This window comes from Mesorhizobium sp. CA4 (assembly GCF_020165075.1).
Taxonomy (GTDB): Bacteria; Pseudomonadota; Alphaproteobacteria; order Rhizobiales; family Rhizobiaceae; genus Mesorhizobium.
Genome location: NZ_JAIUHK010000001.1, coordinates 29,390 through 43,540 on the forward strand (window position 1 = coordinate 29,390; position 14,151 = coordinate 43,540).

12 protein-coding genes are annotated in these 14,151 nt (G+C 63.6%); 8 read left to right on the forward strand and 4 right to left on the reverse strand.

Annotated features, from left to right (window positions below):
• The first annotated feature begins 33 nt into the window (after positions 1-33).
• The 7 genes from LB528_RS00170 (at position 34) to LB528_RS00200 (ending at position 10,896) form a co-directional block, all read left to right on the forward strand.
• Positions 34-708, forward strand: a complete 675-nt coding sequence (locus LB528_RS00170; protein WP_224713423.1) for a protein-L-isoaspartate O-methyltransferase family protein — start codon at positions 34-36, stop codon at positions 706-708.
• A 183-nt stretch (positions 709-891) separates the two neighbouring features.
• On the forward strand, positions 892-2,271 hold the full coding sequence (locus LB528_RS00175; RefSeq protein WP_224511235.1) for a TolC family outer membrane protein: 1,380 nt from the start codon (positions 892-894) through the stop codon (positions 2,269-2,271).
• Between the two features lie 263 nt (positions 2,272-2,534).
• Complete coding sequence (locus LB528_RS00180; RefSeq protein WP_224713424.1) at positions 2,535-3,380, forward strand: PopZ family protein; 846 nt, start codon at positions 2,535-2,537, stop codon at positions 3,378-3,380.
• A gap of 307 nt (positions 3,381-3,687) precedes the next feature.
• A complete protein-coding gene (locus LB528_RS00185; protein ID WP_224713425.1) occupies positions 3,688-6,471 on the forward strand; it encodes a valine--tRNA ligase in 2,784 nt (927 codons plus the stop codon).
• Between the two features lie 362 nt (positions 6,472-6,833).
• Positions 6,834-8,075, forward strand: coding sequence for an OmpP1/FadL family transporter (locus LB528_RS00190; protein WP_224713426.1), 1,242 nt, complete (start codon positions 6,834-6,836; stop codon positions 8,073-8,075).
• A gap of 282 nt (positions 8,076-8,357) precedes the next feature.
• The gene (ilvD, locus tag LB528_RS00195; RefSeq protein ID WP_224713606.1) at positions 8,358-10,082 is read left to right on the forward strand and encodes a dihydroxy-acid dehydratase; all 1,725 of its coding nucleotides are present in this window, start codon (positions 8,358-8,360) and stop codon (positions 10,080-10,082) included.
• A complete protein-coding gene (locus LB528_RS00200) occupies positions 10,069-10,896 on the forward strand; it encodes a tetratricopeptide repeat protein (protein ID WP_224713427.1) in 828 nt (275 codons plus the stop codon). Before ilvD ends, LB528_RS00200 begins: the two co-directional genes overlap by 14 nt.
• Before the next feature lie 18 nt (positions 10,897-10,914).
• On the opposite strand, the gene LB528_RS00205 is transcribed toward LB528_RS00200, so the two are convergent.
• From LB528_RS00205 to erpA, 4 genes are all read right to left on the reverse strand, one after another.
• Entirely contained in the window at positions 10,915-11,208 is a 294-nt protein-coding gene (locus LB528_RS00205; protein WP_224713428.1) for a hypothetical protein, read from the reverse strand.
• 72 nt (positions 11,209-11,280) lie between these two features.
• The gene (gene xth, locus LB528_RS00210; RefSeq protein ID WP_224713429.1) at positions 11,281-12,075 is read right to left on the reverse strand and encodes an exodeoxyribonuclease III; all 795 of its coding nucleotides are present in this window, start codon (positions 12,073-12,075) and stop codon (positions 11,281-11,283) included.
• Between the two features lie 7 nt (positions 12,076-12,082).
• Positions 12,083-12,475 carry a VOC family protein gene (locus tag LB528_RS00215; RefSeq protein WP_224713430.1) on the reverse strand — a complete coding sequence of 131 codons (393 nt, stop codon included), beginning with the start codon at positions 12,473-12,475 and terminating at the stop codon, positions 12,083-12,085.
• A 4-nt stretch (positions 12,476-12,479) separates the two neighbouring features.
• Positions 12,480-12,827, reverse strand: coding sequence for an iron-sulfur cluster insertion protein ErpA (gene erpA / locus LB528_RS00220; protein ID WP_042644753.1), 348 nt, complete (start codon positions 12,825-12,827; stop codon positions 12,480-12,482).
• A 70-nt stretch (positions 12,828-12,897) separates the two neighbouring features.
• Here erpA and LB528_RS00225 point away from each other — a divergent pair, with 70 nt between their 5' ends.
• Positions 12,898-14,127 carry a deoxyguanosinetriphosphate triphosphohydrolase gene (locus LB528_RS00225; protein ID WP_224713431.1) on the forward strand — a complete coding sequence of 410 codons (1,230 nt, stop codon included), beginning with the start codon at positions 12,898-12,900 and terminating at the stop codon, positions 14,125-14,127.
• Positions 14,128-14,151 lie beyond the last annotated feature (24 nt).

Consider the following 14,151-nt stretch of genomic DNA (forward strand, 5'->3'; position numbering starts at 1 on the left):
GCGTGTCTGGCGCGGGGAGCGGGTTGTTGGGACATGAACGCTGATTTCTCCGAACGCCGCGTGAAGATGGTCGACGGCCAGATCCGCACCACCGATGTCACCAGCGCGCCGATCATCGAAGCGATGCTGACCGTGCCGCGCGAGGCGTTTGTCGGCGCCGGACAGCAGGATCTGGCCTATATCGACGAGGATATCCGCATTTCCGATGGCGCCAAGGGCGGCGGCGCGCGCTACCTGATGGAGCCTTCGCCGCTCGCCAAGCTTTTGCAGCTGGCCGAGATCGAGGCGAGCGATTCGGTGCTCGATGTCGGTTGCGGCACCGGCTATTCCGCCGCATTGCTGTCCAGGCTGGCGCGGTCCGTCGTGGCGCTTGAGAGCGATCCCGCGCTGGCGGAGGCCGCCAAATCCACGCTTTCCAGCCTCGGCTGCCAGAATGTCACAGTGGTCAACGGGCCGCTGCCGCAGGGGCATGCCGCTAAAGCGCCTTACAACGTCATCTTCATCGGCGGCAGCGTCGAGGAAGTGCCGCAGGCATTGCTCGACCAGCTTGCGGAAGGTGGACGCCTGGTTGCAGTCGAAGGATGGGGCAACTCTGGCGTGGCCCGGCTGTTCTTTAAAGCAGGGGGGGTTGTAACCGGGAGACGGGCCTTTAATGCGGCAATTAAGCCACTACCGGGCTTCGAACGTGCCCACGCGTTTGAATTCTGAGCGTTTTTGCCTTGCAGCGAAGGCGCTGTCATGATCGCTTGCGCCTAACAATCGTTGCTGATCGTTAACCGGGCGTTTCGGGAGGCTGTCAGCGGGGGAACGATAAACAACGCGGCGCTGGCCGATCCGCAGGGGTAGGCTGACGTGGCGTGGTTCCCATGCAAAACGAATGAGGGAAATAACGTGCCGTCTCTACGCAAGAGCATTTTAATAACTATCCTTGTTTCGGCCACGGCGCTTTCGCCGCTGGCCGCCTCCGCCGAGACCATTACGGGCGCCCTCGCCAAAGCCTACCAATACAATTCGCAGCTCAACGCCGCTCGCGCCGGCGTGCGCGTCACCGACGAGGGCGTTGCCATCGCCAAGTCGGGCTGGCGCCCGACCGTCACCGGTTCGGGCAGCATCGACTACACCAGCACCCACGCCCAAGGCGCCACCCAGAACATCACCACGGGCAGCTTCGGCGTGCAGATCAACCAGACGCTGTTCGATGGCTTTCAGACCAAGAACAACGTCGCAGCCGCCGAATCGCAGGTGAAGGCTTCGGTTGAAAGCCTGCGCAACACCGAAGAGAACATCCTGTTCAACGCGGCGAGCGCCTATATGGACGTGATTCGCGACCGCCAGGTCGCGGCACTGACCGAGCAGAACCTGCAATTCCTGAGCGAGCAGGCGCGCGCCGCCCGCTCGCGTTTCGAGGTCGGCGAGGGCACCCGCACCGACGTCGCACAGGCCGATGCCTCGCGCGCCACTGCCGTGGCGCAGCTCAGCGCCGCCCGCGCGACGGCGCTGGCGAGCGCCGCCACTTACCATCAGATCGTCGGCGACGAGCCGGGCAAGCTGAAGGCGGCTTCGCCGCTAGGCAAGCTGTTGCCGAGCAACCTCGATTCGGCCTTGGCCGTCGCTTCCGCCGAGCATCCGGCCATCCTTGCCACCCAGCACCTCGTCGATGCGGCGGCGTTTTCGGTGAAATCATCGGAAGGCGCGTTGCTGCCGCAGGTGACGGCTTCGGCCGGCATTTCGGACAATTACAGCCACGCCGTTCCCGACATCAGGGGCACCAACGGCACGTCGACCTCGGCCAATATCGGCGCCACGCTGACCATTCCGATCTATTCGGGCGGGCGGACTTCGGCGCTGGTTCGGCAAAACAAGGAATCGCTCAGCCAAGCGCGCATCCAGGTCGACGTCAGCCGCGACCAGGTGCGCCAGGCCGTGGTCTCGGCCTGGACGCAATATATCGCCGCGCGCGAAAGCGTCGACGCCAACAGGCAGGTCATCGAAGCTGCGCAGCTGGCGCTCAACGGCGTCATCGAAGAGCGCAATGTCGGCCAGCGCACGACGCTGGACGTGTTGAACGCGCAGAACGCCGTCATCACCGCGAAGATCAATCAGGCCAGCTCGGAGCGCGACGTGGTCGTGGCGAGCTACGCCATCCTGTCGGCGATGGGCCGGCTGTCGGTCGATCGGCTGGGTCTGGCGGTCACCAAATACAGGCCGGAAGAGCATTACAACGCCGTCAAGGACAAATGGTACGGACTGCGCACGCCTGACGGGCGCTGAGTTCCGGTCCAAGCTTTGACAAACGCCGCGCGTCCAACGGATGCGCGGCGTTTGTCTTTGCGGATGGGGCGCCGGGCTGCGCGTCGCCTAATCTGTTGAAATCCAAGGAGTCCCCAGATTGGGGATTCTCGGAAGACGATCGGTCGGTTACGCTGTCTGCATTGATTCGAATTCCGACCCGGGCAGGAACGGAATTCCTGAACGGGTCAAGTTCTTGAACAGGTCTGGTTCTTGAACAGGTCACTAGGGCGGCGGATGTGACGATGGCGACGGCAAGCAGCGCGCAGCGCGAACCTTCCATGGAAGAGATACTGGCTTCCATCCGGAGGATCATTGAAGACAGCGACACCGGGCGCAAGCAGCCGGCCGAGGCCGGCGAGTTGCGCCAGGATCTGGAACCGGCCGCCGCTGTCGTGCCCCCCGCGGCTGCGCCGAATGTCGAGGTTGACGCCTTTCGCTCCGAATTGCATGCCGACGCCCGCAAGCCGGTGACGCTGGCGGAGGTCCAAGCACAGCTTGCCGCGACCGATCCTGCGCTGACGCGCGCCGAGGCTCGCCACGACCCGGTCAGGACGGCGCCCGCGCCGACGACCTTGGCGGAGGTGGGGGCCAGGAGCGCCGCTCAATCGAGCGCGTCGCCGGCCGCGAGCAAGCCCGCGGCGGCAAATGCACCGCAGACCGCCGAGACCATTGTCACCGATTGGCGGCGGGAAATCGCGGCGGCGGGCGGCAGCACGGTCACCGCGAAGCCGACCGCAAAGGCGCCGGAAGCCGCGCCGCGGGTCGAGGTCGAGAAGGTCGACATCGAGAAGGAAGAGGTTCGACCGGCGACTGAAGCTTCCGCGCAAGCCGACGGCTCACGGGCATCCGAACCGGAGGTGCAGCCGGCTCGGCCTGCGATCCTTTCGGAACATACGGGCCGGCAGGTCGCCGCGGCCTTCGGCGAGCTTTCCGACGCTTTTGCCAGCCGCGGCAAGAAGAGTTTCGACGAGATGGCCGAGGAGATGCTGCGGCCGATGCTGCAGGATTGGCTCGACAACAATCTGCCGACGCTGGTCGAAAGGCTGGTGCGCGAGGAGATCGAGCGCGTGGCGCGCGGGGCGCAGTAAGCTGACGGAACACGCAGTCCGAGCGCCGCCTTGGGGCGGCGCTTTTGTTTAAGGCAGCCTGAAGCGTCGCATGAAATGGATTCAACCGACGCGCTTAAGCTTATGTTTTGATGCATGTCGCTGTCCCAGCGCCGCTGCGCACTTGCCTGCGACTTGCATCGGGCGGGCACGCCATCGCAGAACCGGCGGCATTGCCGCTGGCTGCAGCAGGCCTATCTGTGAGAGCGATCGCAGCTCTCGCGGTTGACTCGGCCAAGACCTTCCGATTTACACCGGACGCTTGTTCCCGACAGTTCGGACTTCCTCCATGCTTGAAAAGACATACGACGCTAAAGCCGTCGAGCCGAAGATCGCCAAAATCTGGGAAGAGGCCGACGCCTTCCGGGCCGGCGCCGGCGCGGAGGAAGGGGCGGAGGCCTTCACCATCGTCATCCCGCCGCCGAATGTCACCGGCTCGCTGCATATGGGCCATGCGCTCAACAACACGCTGCAGGACATTCTGGTGCGCTTCGAGCGCATGCGCGGCAAGAACGTGCTTTGGCAGCCCGGCATGGATCACGCCGGCATCGCCACGCAGATGGTGGTCGAGCGCCAGCTCATGGAAAAGCAGATCCACCGCCGCGATCTGACGCGCGAGCAGTTCATCGAGAAAGTCTGGGAGTGGAAAGCCGAATCCGGCGGCGCGATCTTCAACCAATTGAAGCGGCTCGGCGCCTCGGCCGACTGGTCGCGCGAACGCTTCACCATGGACGAGGGCCTGTCCGAGGCCGTGCTGGAGGTCTTCGTCACGCTTTACAAGGAGGGCCTCATCTACAAGGACAAGCGCCTTGTGAACTGGGACCCGAAGCTGCTCACCGCTATCTCCGACCTGGAGGTCGAGCAGCACGAGGTGAACGGCAACCTCTGGCACTTCCGCTATCCGATTGAAGGCGAGGCGTTCGACCCTGAGAACCCCAAGACCTTCATCACGGTCGCCACAACGCGCCCCGAGACGATGCTCGGCGACACGGCCGTGGCCGTGCATCCGGATGACGAGCGCTTCACCGATCTGGTCGGCCGCAACGTCGTGCTGCCGATCGTCGGCCGCAAGATACCGATCGTCGCCGACGAGTATTCCGATCCGGAGAAAGGCTCTGGCGCGGTCAAGATCACGCCGGCGCACGACTTCAACGACTTCGAGGTCGGCAAGCGCCACAAATTGCCGGCAATCAACATCCTGACCGTCGAAGCGGCCATCAAGCTGAAGGACAATGAGGATTTCCTCGCCGGTCTCGAAGTCATGCCGGAGCGCCAGGCCGTGTGGGACGAGCTCGACGGGCTCGACCGCTTCGCTGCCCGCAAGAAGCTCGTCGAGCTGATGGAAGCGGGCGGCTTTCTGGAAAAGATCGAGCCGCATCGCCACACCGTGCCGCATGGCGACCGCGGCGGCGTGCCGATCGAGCCGTTCCTGACCGACCAGTGGTATGTCAACGCCGCCGAGCTTGCCAAGCCGGCGATCGCCTCGGTGCGCGAGGGCCGCACCAACTTCGTGCCGAAGAACTGGGAAAAGACCTATTTCGACTGGATGGAAAACATCCAGCCCTGGTGCATCTCGCGCCAGCTGTGGTGGGGTCACCAGATCCCGGCCTGGTACGGGCCGGACGGGCATGTCTTCGTCGAAAAGACCGAGGAAGAGGCCTTAGCCGCGGCGGTCGAATATTATCTCGCGCTGGAAGGGCCGTGGAAGGCCTGGGTCGAGGACAAGCTCGAGAACTTCCAGCCCGGCGAGATCCTGACCCGCGACGAGGACGTGCTCGACACCTGGTTCTCGTCCGCGCTGTGGCCGTTCTCGACGCTCGGCTGGCCCGACCAGACGCCCGAGCTCAAGACCTATTACCAGACCGACGTGCTGGTGACCGGCTTCGACATCATCTTCTTCTGGGTCGCCCGCATGATGATGATGGGCCTGCACTTCATGGACGAGGAGCCGTTCCATACCGTCTATGTGCATGCGCTGGTGCGCGACAAGAACGGGCAGAAGATGTCGAAGTCGAAAGGCAACGTCATCGATCCGCTCGACCTGATCGACGAATATGGCGCCGATGCGCTGCGTTTCACGCTGACCGTCATGGCGGCTCAGGGGCGCGACGTGAAGCTCGATCCGGCGCGCATTGCCGGCTACCGCAATTTCGGCACCAAGCTGTGGAACGCGACGCGCTTCGCCGAGATGAACGAGGTCGCGCGCGACGACGCCTTCTGGCTGAACGACGCCAAGCTGCCGGTCAATCGCTGGATCCTGACCGAGCTGACGCGGGCGGCGCGCGCCGTCACCGAAGGCATCACTAGCTACCGGTTCAACGAGGCGGCGGGCGCGGCCTACCGCTTCGTCTGGAACCTGTTCTGCGACTGGTATCTGGAACTGTTGAAGCCGGTGTTCATGAGCACGGACGAGGCCGCCAAGGCCGAGAGCCGGGCCTGCGTCGCTTTCGTGCTGGACGAAATCTACAAGCTCCTGCATCCGATGATGCCGTTCATGACCGAGGAGCTGTGGGCGCAGACTGCGGGCGAGGGCAAGGAGCGCTCCTCGCTGCTTTGCCATGCCGCCTGGCCGTCGCCCGACTTCGAGGACGAGGCGGCCGCCGCAGACGTCAATTGGCTTGTCGACCTTGTCTCGGGCATCCGATCGGTGCGTTCGGAAATGAATGTGCCGCCGGCGGCGATCGCGCCGCTGATGGTGATCGGCGCCAACACGGCGACGCGGGAGCGGCTGGAGCGTCACGCCCAGGCGATCAAGCGGCTGGCGCGCGTCGGCGATATCGCGCTTGCCGATGCGCCGCCCAAAGGCTCGGCCCAGATCGTGCTCAACGAGGCGACGGTGAGCCTGCCGCTCGGCAGCCTGATCGACCTGCAGGCCGAGGCCGCGCGGCTGCAGAAGGAACTGGCGAAGGTGACCGAGGAGATTGCCCGCCTGCACAAGAAGCTTTCGAACGAAAAGTTCGTCGCCAATGCGCCGGAAGAAGTGGTCGAGGCCGAGCGCGAGAAACTCGCCGAATATCGCGAAGCGCAGGAGAAGCTTTCTATGGCTTTGACCAGGGTGCGCGACGCCGGCTGAGCGGAAAGATTCGTCCTCACCGAACAGGCGCTTTCCGGTACGTTAGCTGCCTCGAAAACGAGCGTGCCGCTACGTTAATTTTGACGTAAACGGAAACTTTGCGCCCCATTGTTGCCATAATGTAACAATGGGGCCCGGCAGCCCTAAAACCGGCTGTTTTTCCCCTGTTTTGGGCAGTTTCTTCGGATCTTTTCGGTCCCTTCGACGCCAGTTCGCGCGATTTGGGCGCCAATTGCGGCGCCAGTCACCATGGCAAAATACGTGCTGTCAAGGTGTACATGTACAGCTCTTGAAAACGTTGTTGCGTCGTTAACCGGAATTGGTTCTAGCTTGAGCCACTTGTGTTTCGGGGAGGGATTTACATGAACAATCTGCGGTTCAAAGCGCTGCTGGGGGCAGGGTGCTTTTCGATCGCTTTGATGGGCGCCGCGATGCATCCCGCGCACGCCGGCGGTCTGGAGCGCGGCGGCTACGACATCGACCTGCTGTTCGATCCGGCACCCGTCGCGACGGAAGCGGAAGCCACCTATGTGATGCCGGAACGCAAGTACAAGAATGCACTCGGTCCTGGAGGGGCTCCCCTGGGCCCGGGCTTTAGCTCTACGGCCGACGGAGCGGAGCCCTATTGGGTGCCACGCGTCGGGGTCAAAGCCCAGGTTGTCCAAGGCGTCGACTGCATGTTCGACTATTCGCAGCCTTGGGGCGCACATACCGCGCCTGGTAGTAACTGGAACGGCGCGGTTTCAAACATTGAAACCGATATCAAGAGCGACAACTACGCCGCGACCTGCTCGTACAAGTTTGACGCGGGCAAAGGCCAGCTTCGCTTCCTTGGCGGTGTGTTCTACCAGAAGGTCTACGGCTTCAAGGAAGGTTTAACGAACATCGGCTTCGGTCCAATGGTCGGGCGTGTTGACCTTGACAGCAGCGGTTGGGGATGGCGTGCGGGTATCGCGTATGAAATCCCGGATATCGCATTGCGCGCCAGCCTCGTTTACAATTCGCAGGTGAAGCTCGACAACATTTCTGGCACCTTGGACATCGGTGGCGTCGTCTCCACCCCGATCTACGCTCCAACCCAGTCCATGCCGGACACGCTCGAATTCAAACTGCAGTCGGGTATCGCGCCCGGTTGGCTCGCTTTCGGTTCGGTCAAATGGGTGAATTGGAGCGTTCTCCAGATCGTCCCGATTTGTACCGATCAATCGAAGGCGCTCGGTGCGGCATGTAACAGCGGCGTGACGAACCCGGCTGTCAGACCGACTTCGCTCGACCTGATGTATCGTGACGGGTGGACCGTTTCCGGCGGTATCGGCCACAAGTTCAACGACGAGTGGAGCGCTGCCGGTCAGCTTAGTTGGGATCGCGGCACCTCGCATGGCTATGGCGTCCAAACCGATACCTGGACTCTCGGCGGCGGCGTTGCCTATACGCCTCGGCCAAACATTGAGCTTCGCTTGGCCGGTGCTGTAGGCGTCATGACTAGCGGCCATTCTGGGACGCTTACCGACGAGAATGGCTACACCGCGGGCGAAGACGCTACCTACGACGTCGGCGATGATCTGATCACCGCGATCTCGGGCGGAATCAAAATCAAGTTCTAAGGTTTTGAAAACTCAACGAAAGGTCGGGCAGTGTCCGGCCTTTTTCGTTATGGGACTGATGCTTCGTCCCTCTGCCCGCTGTTGCAGATTCGCTGCACCACCGGCCCCGATACGATTGTGACGTTTCAGCAACAGTTTATGAACAACCCCTGCTGTAGAAGTCAGAGAGAGGGAACTGCCCATTTCCCGCCATAAACCCGGAGCACCCGAGATAGGTCTCGGGACGCGTGCCAGGTTGGCCCGGCGATGGGACCGGCCGCGGGGTGTGCGGCAAGGACGATGATGGACGCCAAGGCAATCTCCAAGGCCAAGCTGCCCAGCCGCTACGTGACCGAAGGTCCGGCGCGGGCGCCGCATCGCTCGTATCTTTATGCCATGGGCCTGTCGGCAGCCGAGATCGCGCAGCCGCTTGTCGGCGTCGCCAGTTGCTGGAACGAGGCGGCTCCTTGCAACATCTCGCTGATGCGCCAGGCGCAGGTGGTCAAAAAGGGCGTGGCGGCCGCCAACGGCACGCCGCGGGAGTTCTGCACCATCACCGTCACCGACGGCATTGCCATGGGCCACCAGGGCATGAAGTCGTCGCTGGTGTCGCGCGAGGTCATCGCCGATTCGGTTGAGCTCACCATGCGCGGCCATTGCTACGACGCCCTGGTCGGGCTCGCCGGCTGCGACAAGTCGCTGCCCGGCATGATGATGGCAATGGTGCGCCTCAACGTGCCGTCGATCTTCATCTATGGCGGCTCGATCCTGCCCGGCAGCTATCGCGGCCGGCAGATCACCGTGCAGGACGTGTTCGAGGCGGTCGGCCAGCATTCAGTAGGGTCAATCAGCGACGCCGAGCTGCTCGAGATCGAGCAGGCGGCCTGTCCTTCGGCCGGCTCCTGCGGCGCCCAGTTCACCGCCAACACCATGGCCACCGTCGCCGAGGCGATCGGCTTGGCGCTGCCCTATTCCTGCGGTGCGCCCGCGCCCTACGAAATGCGCGACCGCTTCAATTTCGCCTCGGGCGAAAAGGTCATGGAGCTGATCGCCAAAAATATCCGGCCGCGCGATATCGTCACGCGCAAGGCGCTGGAGAACGCTGCGACGGTCGTATCGGCCACCGGCGGCTCGACCAACGCGGCGCTGCATTTGCCGGCGATCGCGCATGAGGCCGGCATCAAGTTCGATCTTTTCGACGTGGTGGCGATCTTCGAGAAGACGCCTTATATCGCCGATCTCAAACCCGGCGGCAAATATGTCGCCAAGGACATGTTCGAGGCCGGCGGCATTCCGCTCCTGATGAAGACGCTGCTCGACCACGGCTACCTGCATGGCGACTGCATGACGGTCACTGGCCGCACTTTGGCCGAAAATATGGAGCACGTTTCCTGGAATGAAAGCCAGGATGTTGTGCGTCCCGCCAATCGGCCAATCACCAAGACAGGCGGCGTTGTGGGCTTGAAGGGCAACCTTGCCCCCGAAGGCGCGATCGTGAAGGTCGCGGGCATGTCGGAACTGAAATTTTCAGGCCCGGCGCGCTGCTTCGATTCGGAAGAGGAATGCTTCGAAGCGGTCACGCAGCGCAATTACCAGGAGGGCGAGGTTCTCGTCATCCGCTACGAGGGGCCGCGCGGCGGTCCTGGCATGCGCGAGATGCTGTCGACGACGGCGGCGCTCTACGGCCAGGGCATGGGCGGCAAGGTGGCGTTGATCACCGATGGGCGCTTCTCCGGTGCCACGCGCGGCTTCTGCATCGGCCATGTCGGGCCGGAGGCGGCGGTCGGCGGGCCTATCGGGCTCGTCAAGGATGGCGACGTGATCTCGATCGACGCCGTGAAAGGCACGATCGAGGTGGCCCTGTCGGACGCGGAACTGGCGGCCCGGGCAAAGAATTGGAAAGCGCGCAAGACCGACTACCAGTCCGGCGCGATCTGGAAATATGCGCAGACCGTAGGGTCGGCCCGCGACGGCGCGGTGACCCATCCCGGTGCCGCCAAAGAGACGCACTGCTATGCGGACATCTGAGGTGTTGAGGTCGTCTGTCTTTTCGGCACTGGTCGCTCTCGCGACCTTGGGCGCCGCGGGGCAGGCCATGGCCTTCGACGACAAGGTGTTCGACGACAAGACCGGTGTGAAGCCGCAGTCGAGTCCGTGGGCGGTGTTCCAGTTCGGTTTCTCCGCTTACAAGAGCGGCCATAAGGACCAAGCGGTCGAGGCCTATAAATACGCCGCCGAGAACGGTCAGATAGGCGCCACCTGGAAGCTTGCGCGCATGTATGCCGAGGGCGACGGGGTGACGCGCGACGACTATGCCGCCTTCAAGTTCTTCTCGGAGATCGTCGACCAGGATGTCGAGCCCGGCTCGCCGGAAGAAAGCTATGTGTCGGACGCGCTGGTGGCGCTCGGCGACTATCTGCGCAAGGGCATTCCCGGCACGCCGGTCGAGGAGAACGACGTGGCGGCGCAGGAATACTACATGCGCGCCGCCGCCAACTACCGTAATCCGAACGCCCAGTTCGAGATCGGCCGCATGTTCCTCAGGGGCGAGGGCGGCGTGAAGGCCAGCGTCAAGCAGGCCGGCCGCTGGCTGCAACTCGCCGCCGAGAAGGGCCATGCCGGCGCGCAGGCGACGCTCGGCAATCTCCTGTTCCAGAGCGGCAAGGTCGTGCGCGGCCTGGCGATGATGACGGCCGCGCTTGAGAGGGCTCCAGCGGCCGACCAGCCCTGGATCCGCAACATGCAGGAAGAAGCGTTCGCCGCTGCCGGCGAGGCCGATCGCCGGACCGCCATCTCGCTCGCCGACGATATCCTGACCAAGGGCAACAACGGCGACCAGTAAGAGCCGCTCGGCAGCGCCTCAGTTCTCGGTCGGCTCCGTCGGCGTCTGAGCAGGCGTCGGGGTCGAGATCGATGTCGGGTGCGGTTTTGGCGCATCTCCCGGACATTCTTCCTTGATCTTCGTCCAGGACGTGTTGTTGAGAACCATGTCGCAACGGGCGAGATGGCTTTCGCCGTCCAGCGTCAGGCACGCCGTCTGGCCGACATTGAAGGACTTGCCGTTGGCCAGACAGGTCGGTGCCGCCAGCACTGGCGTCGGCGCGGCAAGCGCCAAAGCAAGGCCGACCGGCCGCAAAAGAAATCGGATCGCCATTCAACCCCCACAGCAATCGGTATCAAAGAGGGGATTTGTGGCGATACTGGGGTCCGGGAGCCTTGTAACGTCTCAGGCGGGCTGCAGGCTAAGCTCGATCGCGACCGGCACGTGGTCGGAAGGTTTCTCCCAGGCGCGGACATGCTTTTCCACCGAGGCCGACGAGAAGCGGTTGGCGGCTTCGGGCGAGAGCAGCAGGTGGTCGATGCGGATGCCGTTGTTCTTCTGCCAGGCGCCGGCTTGATAATCCCAGAAGGTGTAAACGCCGGCCGAGTCGGTCACGGCGCGCACCGCTTCGGTGAAGCCGAGATTTTTCAGCCGGCGGAAGGCCTGTCTCGTCTGCGGCTGGAACAGCGCATCGCCCACCCAGTTTTCGGGAAACCGGGCATCGGCGGGTTCCGGGATGACGTTGTAATCGCCGGCGAGCACCAGCGCCTCTTCAAGCCGCAGCCGCTCTTCCGCCCAGCGCTCCAGCCGCGCCATCCAGGCGAGCTTATAGGAAAATTTCCGTTCATCGTCGACCGGATTGCCGTTGGGCAGATAAAGCGAAGCGACGCGCAGGGCACCCTGGTCGGTGGAAAAGATGCCCTCGATGAAGCGGGCGTGGTCATCCGCATCGTCGCCGGGCAAGCCGCGATTGACCTCGTCGAAGGGAAACTTCGACAGGATCGCGACACCGTTGAAGCTCTTCTGGCCGTTGGTCTCGACATTGTAGCCCAGCGCCTCGATCTCGGCGCGCGGGAACTGCTCGTCGACCGTCTTGATCTCCTGCAGGCAGACGATGTCCGGCGCGCTTTCGGTCAGCCAATGGGTGAGATTGCCGATGCGGGCGCGAACGCCGTTGATGTTCCAGGTGACGATCTTCATGAGGACCTCAATGCTCTTCGGACGGCAGGCGCTCGACGAGGCCGATCGTATTGCCTGCGGGGTCCTTTAGAAAGGCCATCCATTCGCTTTCCCCTGCCGGGCCGAACTGCCCCTCGGTGTCGCGGTGGACGAGCGTCGGCGGCGCGGTGAAGGGAATGCCCGCGGCTTTCGCTTCCGCGTGGAAGGCTTCGAGGCCGGCGATGTCGAAATAGACCGTGCCGGCCGGAACGCCATCGGTGAAGAGCAGGCGTACATCACCGGCCATAATGAAGGCAATACCGGGCGGGTCGTAGCGGGCGTGCAGGTTCAGACTGAGGACGTCGCGCCAGAAAGCAAGCGTCACATCGAGGTCGCGGCCAGCCGAGAGCGCGACCTGACGGACCGCGCCGATGGCAGGCATTGGGCTATATGGAGAAGCTGGTGCCGCAGCCGCAGGAGGCGACCGCGTTCGGGTTCCTGATCTGGAAGGACTGGCCCATCAGGTCGTCGACAAAGTCGATCACCGAGCCGCCCATATACACCAGCGAGAGGTCATCGATCAGGATGGTCGCGCCGTCCTTCTCGATGGCGACATCGTCATCGTTGCGATCGCCGACCAAGTCGAATTTGTAGGAAAAGCCGGAGCAGCCGCCGCCTTCGACGGAAACGCGCAGCGCCGTCTTGCCTGGTTCGCCGGAGACAATCCTGGCAATCCGCTTTGCCGCGGCGTCGGTCATTTCGACCTTCATGGCAGTCTTGGCATCCGCGCCCATCGGCGTCACCTTGCTTTCGGTTTCACATGATAGGTATGAAGCGGAAAGGGCCAAGTCAACTGGTGGATCAATGGACGAGCGGCAGGGCAAGGGTGCTCTCGGCGACATCGGGTTCGGCGACCGGCCGCGCGCGGCCTATGCGAGCGATCCGGCGCGTTCGCGCGGACGCCTGTTCGACGAGCCGGAAAGCCCGACCCGCACACCGTTCCAGCGCGATCGCGACCGCATCATCCATTCCACGGCCTTTCGCCGGCTGAAGCACAAGACGCAGGTCTTCGTCGCGCATGAGGGCGATCACTACCGCACACGGCTGACGCATTCGATCGAAGTGGCGCAGATCGCCCGCGCGCTGGCGCGGGCATTGCGTGGCGACGAGGATCTGGCCGAAGCCGTGGCTCTTGTCCACGATTTCGGCCACACGCCCTTCGGCCATACAGGCGAGGACGCGCTCAACGAGAAGATGGCCGCCTGGGGCGGCTTCGATCACAACGCGCAGTCGCTGCGGATCGTGACGCGGCTCGAACGGCGCTATGCCGAATTCGACGGGCTGAACCTCACCTGGGAAACGCTGGAGGGGCTGGTCAAGCACAACGGCCCGTTGACCGACGCGAGCGGGAAGGGGCTCAAAGGCCCGGTGCCGCAAGCGATCCGCGATTATTCGGAACTGCACGATCTCGAGCTCGACCGCTTCGCCGGCATCGAGGCGCAATGCGCCGCGATCGCCGACGATATCGCCTACAACACCCATGACATCGACGACGGCCTGCGCGCCGGCCTGCTGACGCTGGACATGCTGCAAGAGGTCGGCCTGCCAGGCTCGATCCTGAATGGCGTGCGCGCCAAATATCCCCAGCTCGACGATGTGCGTACCGGCCACGAGCTGATGCGCCGGCAGATCACACTGATGGTCGAGGATGTCATCGCGTCGACCACCGCCAATATCGAGCGGCTCAAGCCGGACAGCGCCGATGCGGTGCGCGCTGCGGGCGAGACCCTGGCGACGTTTTCGGCAGGCATGGCCGCGGCCGAAAAGGAATTGAAGGCCTTTCTCTACAAGCATCTCTACCGGCACCCGGAAGTGATGCGGGTGCGGACCGACGCCGAGCGCATCGTGCGCGAGCTTTTCGACGTCTATTTCGCCGATCCGCGCGCCATGCCCGATGGCTGGCGCGAGGGGCTCGACCGGGCAGAGGATCGCATCAAGGCGCGCAGTGTCGCCGACTTCCTGGCCGGCATGACCGACACATATGCGCTCAAGGAACATCGGCGTCTGTTTGACCATACGCCCGATTTGAGCTAGGGCGAGCCTCGATTTTGCCGGCCA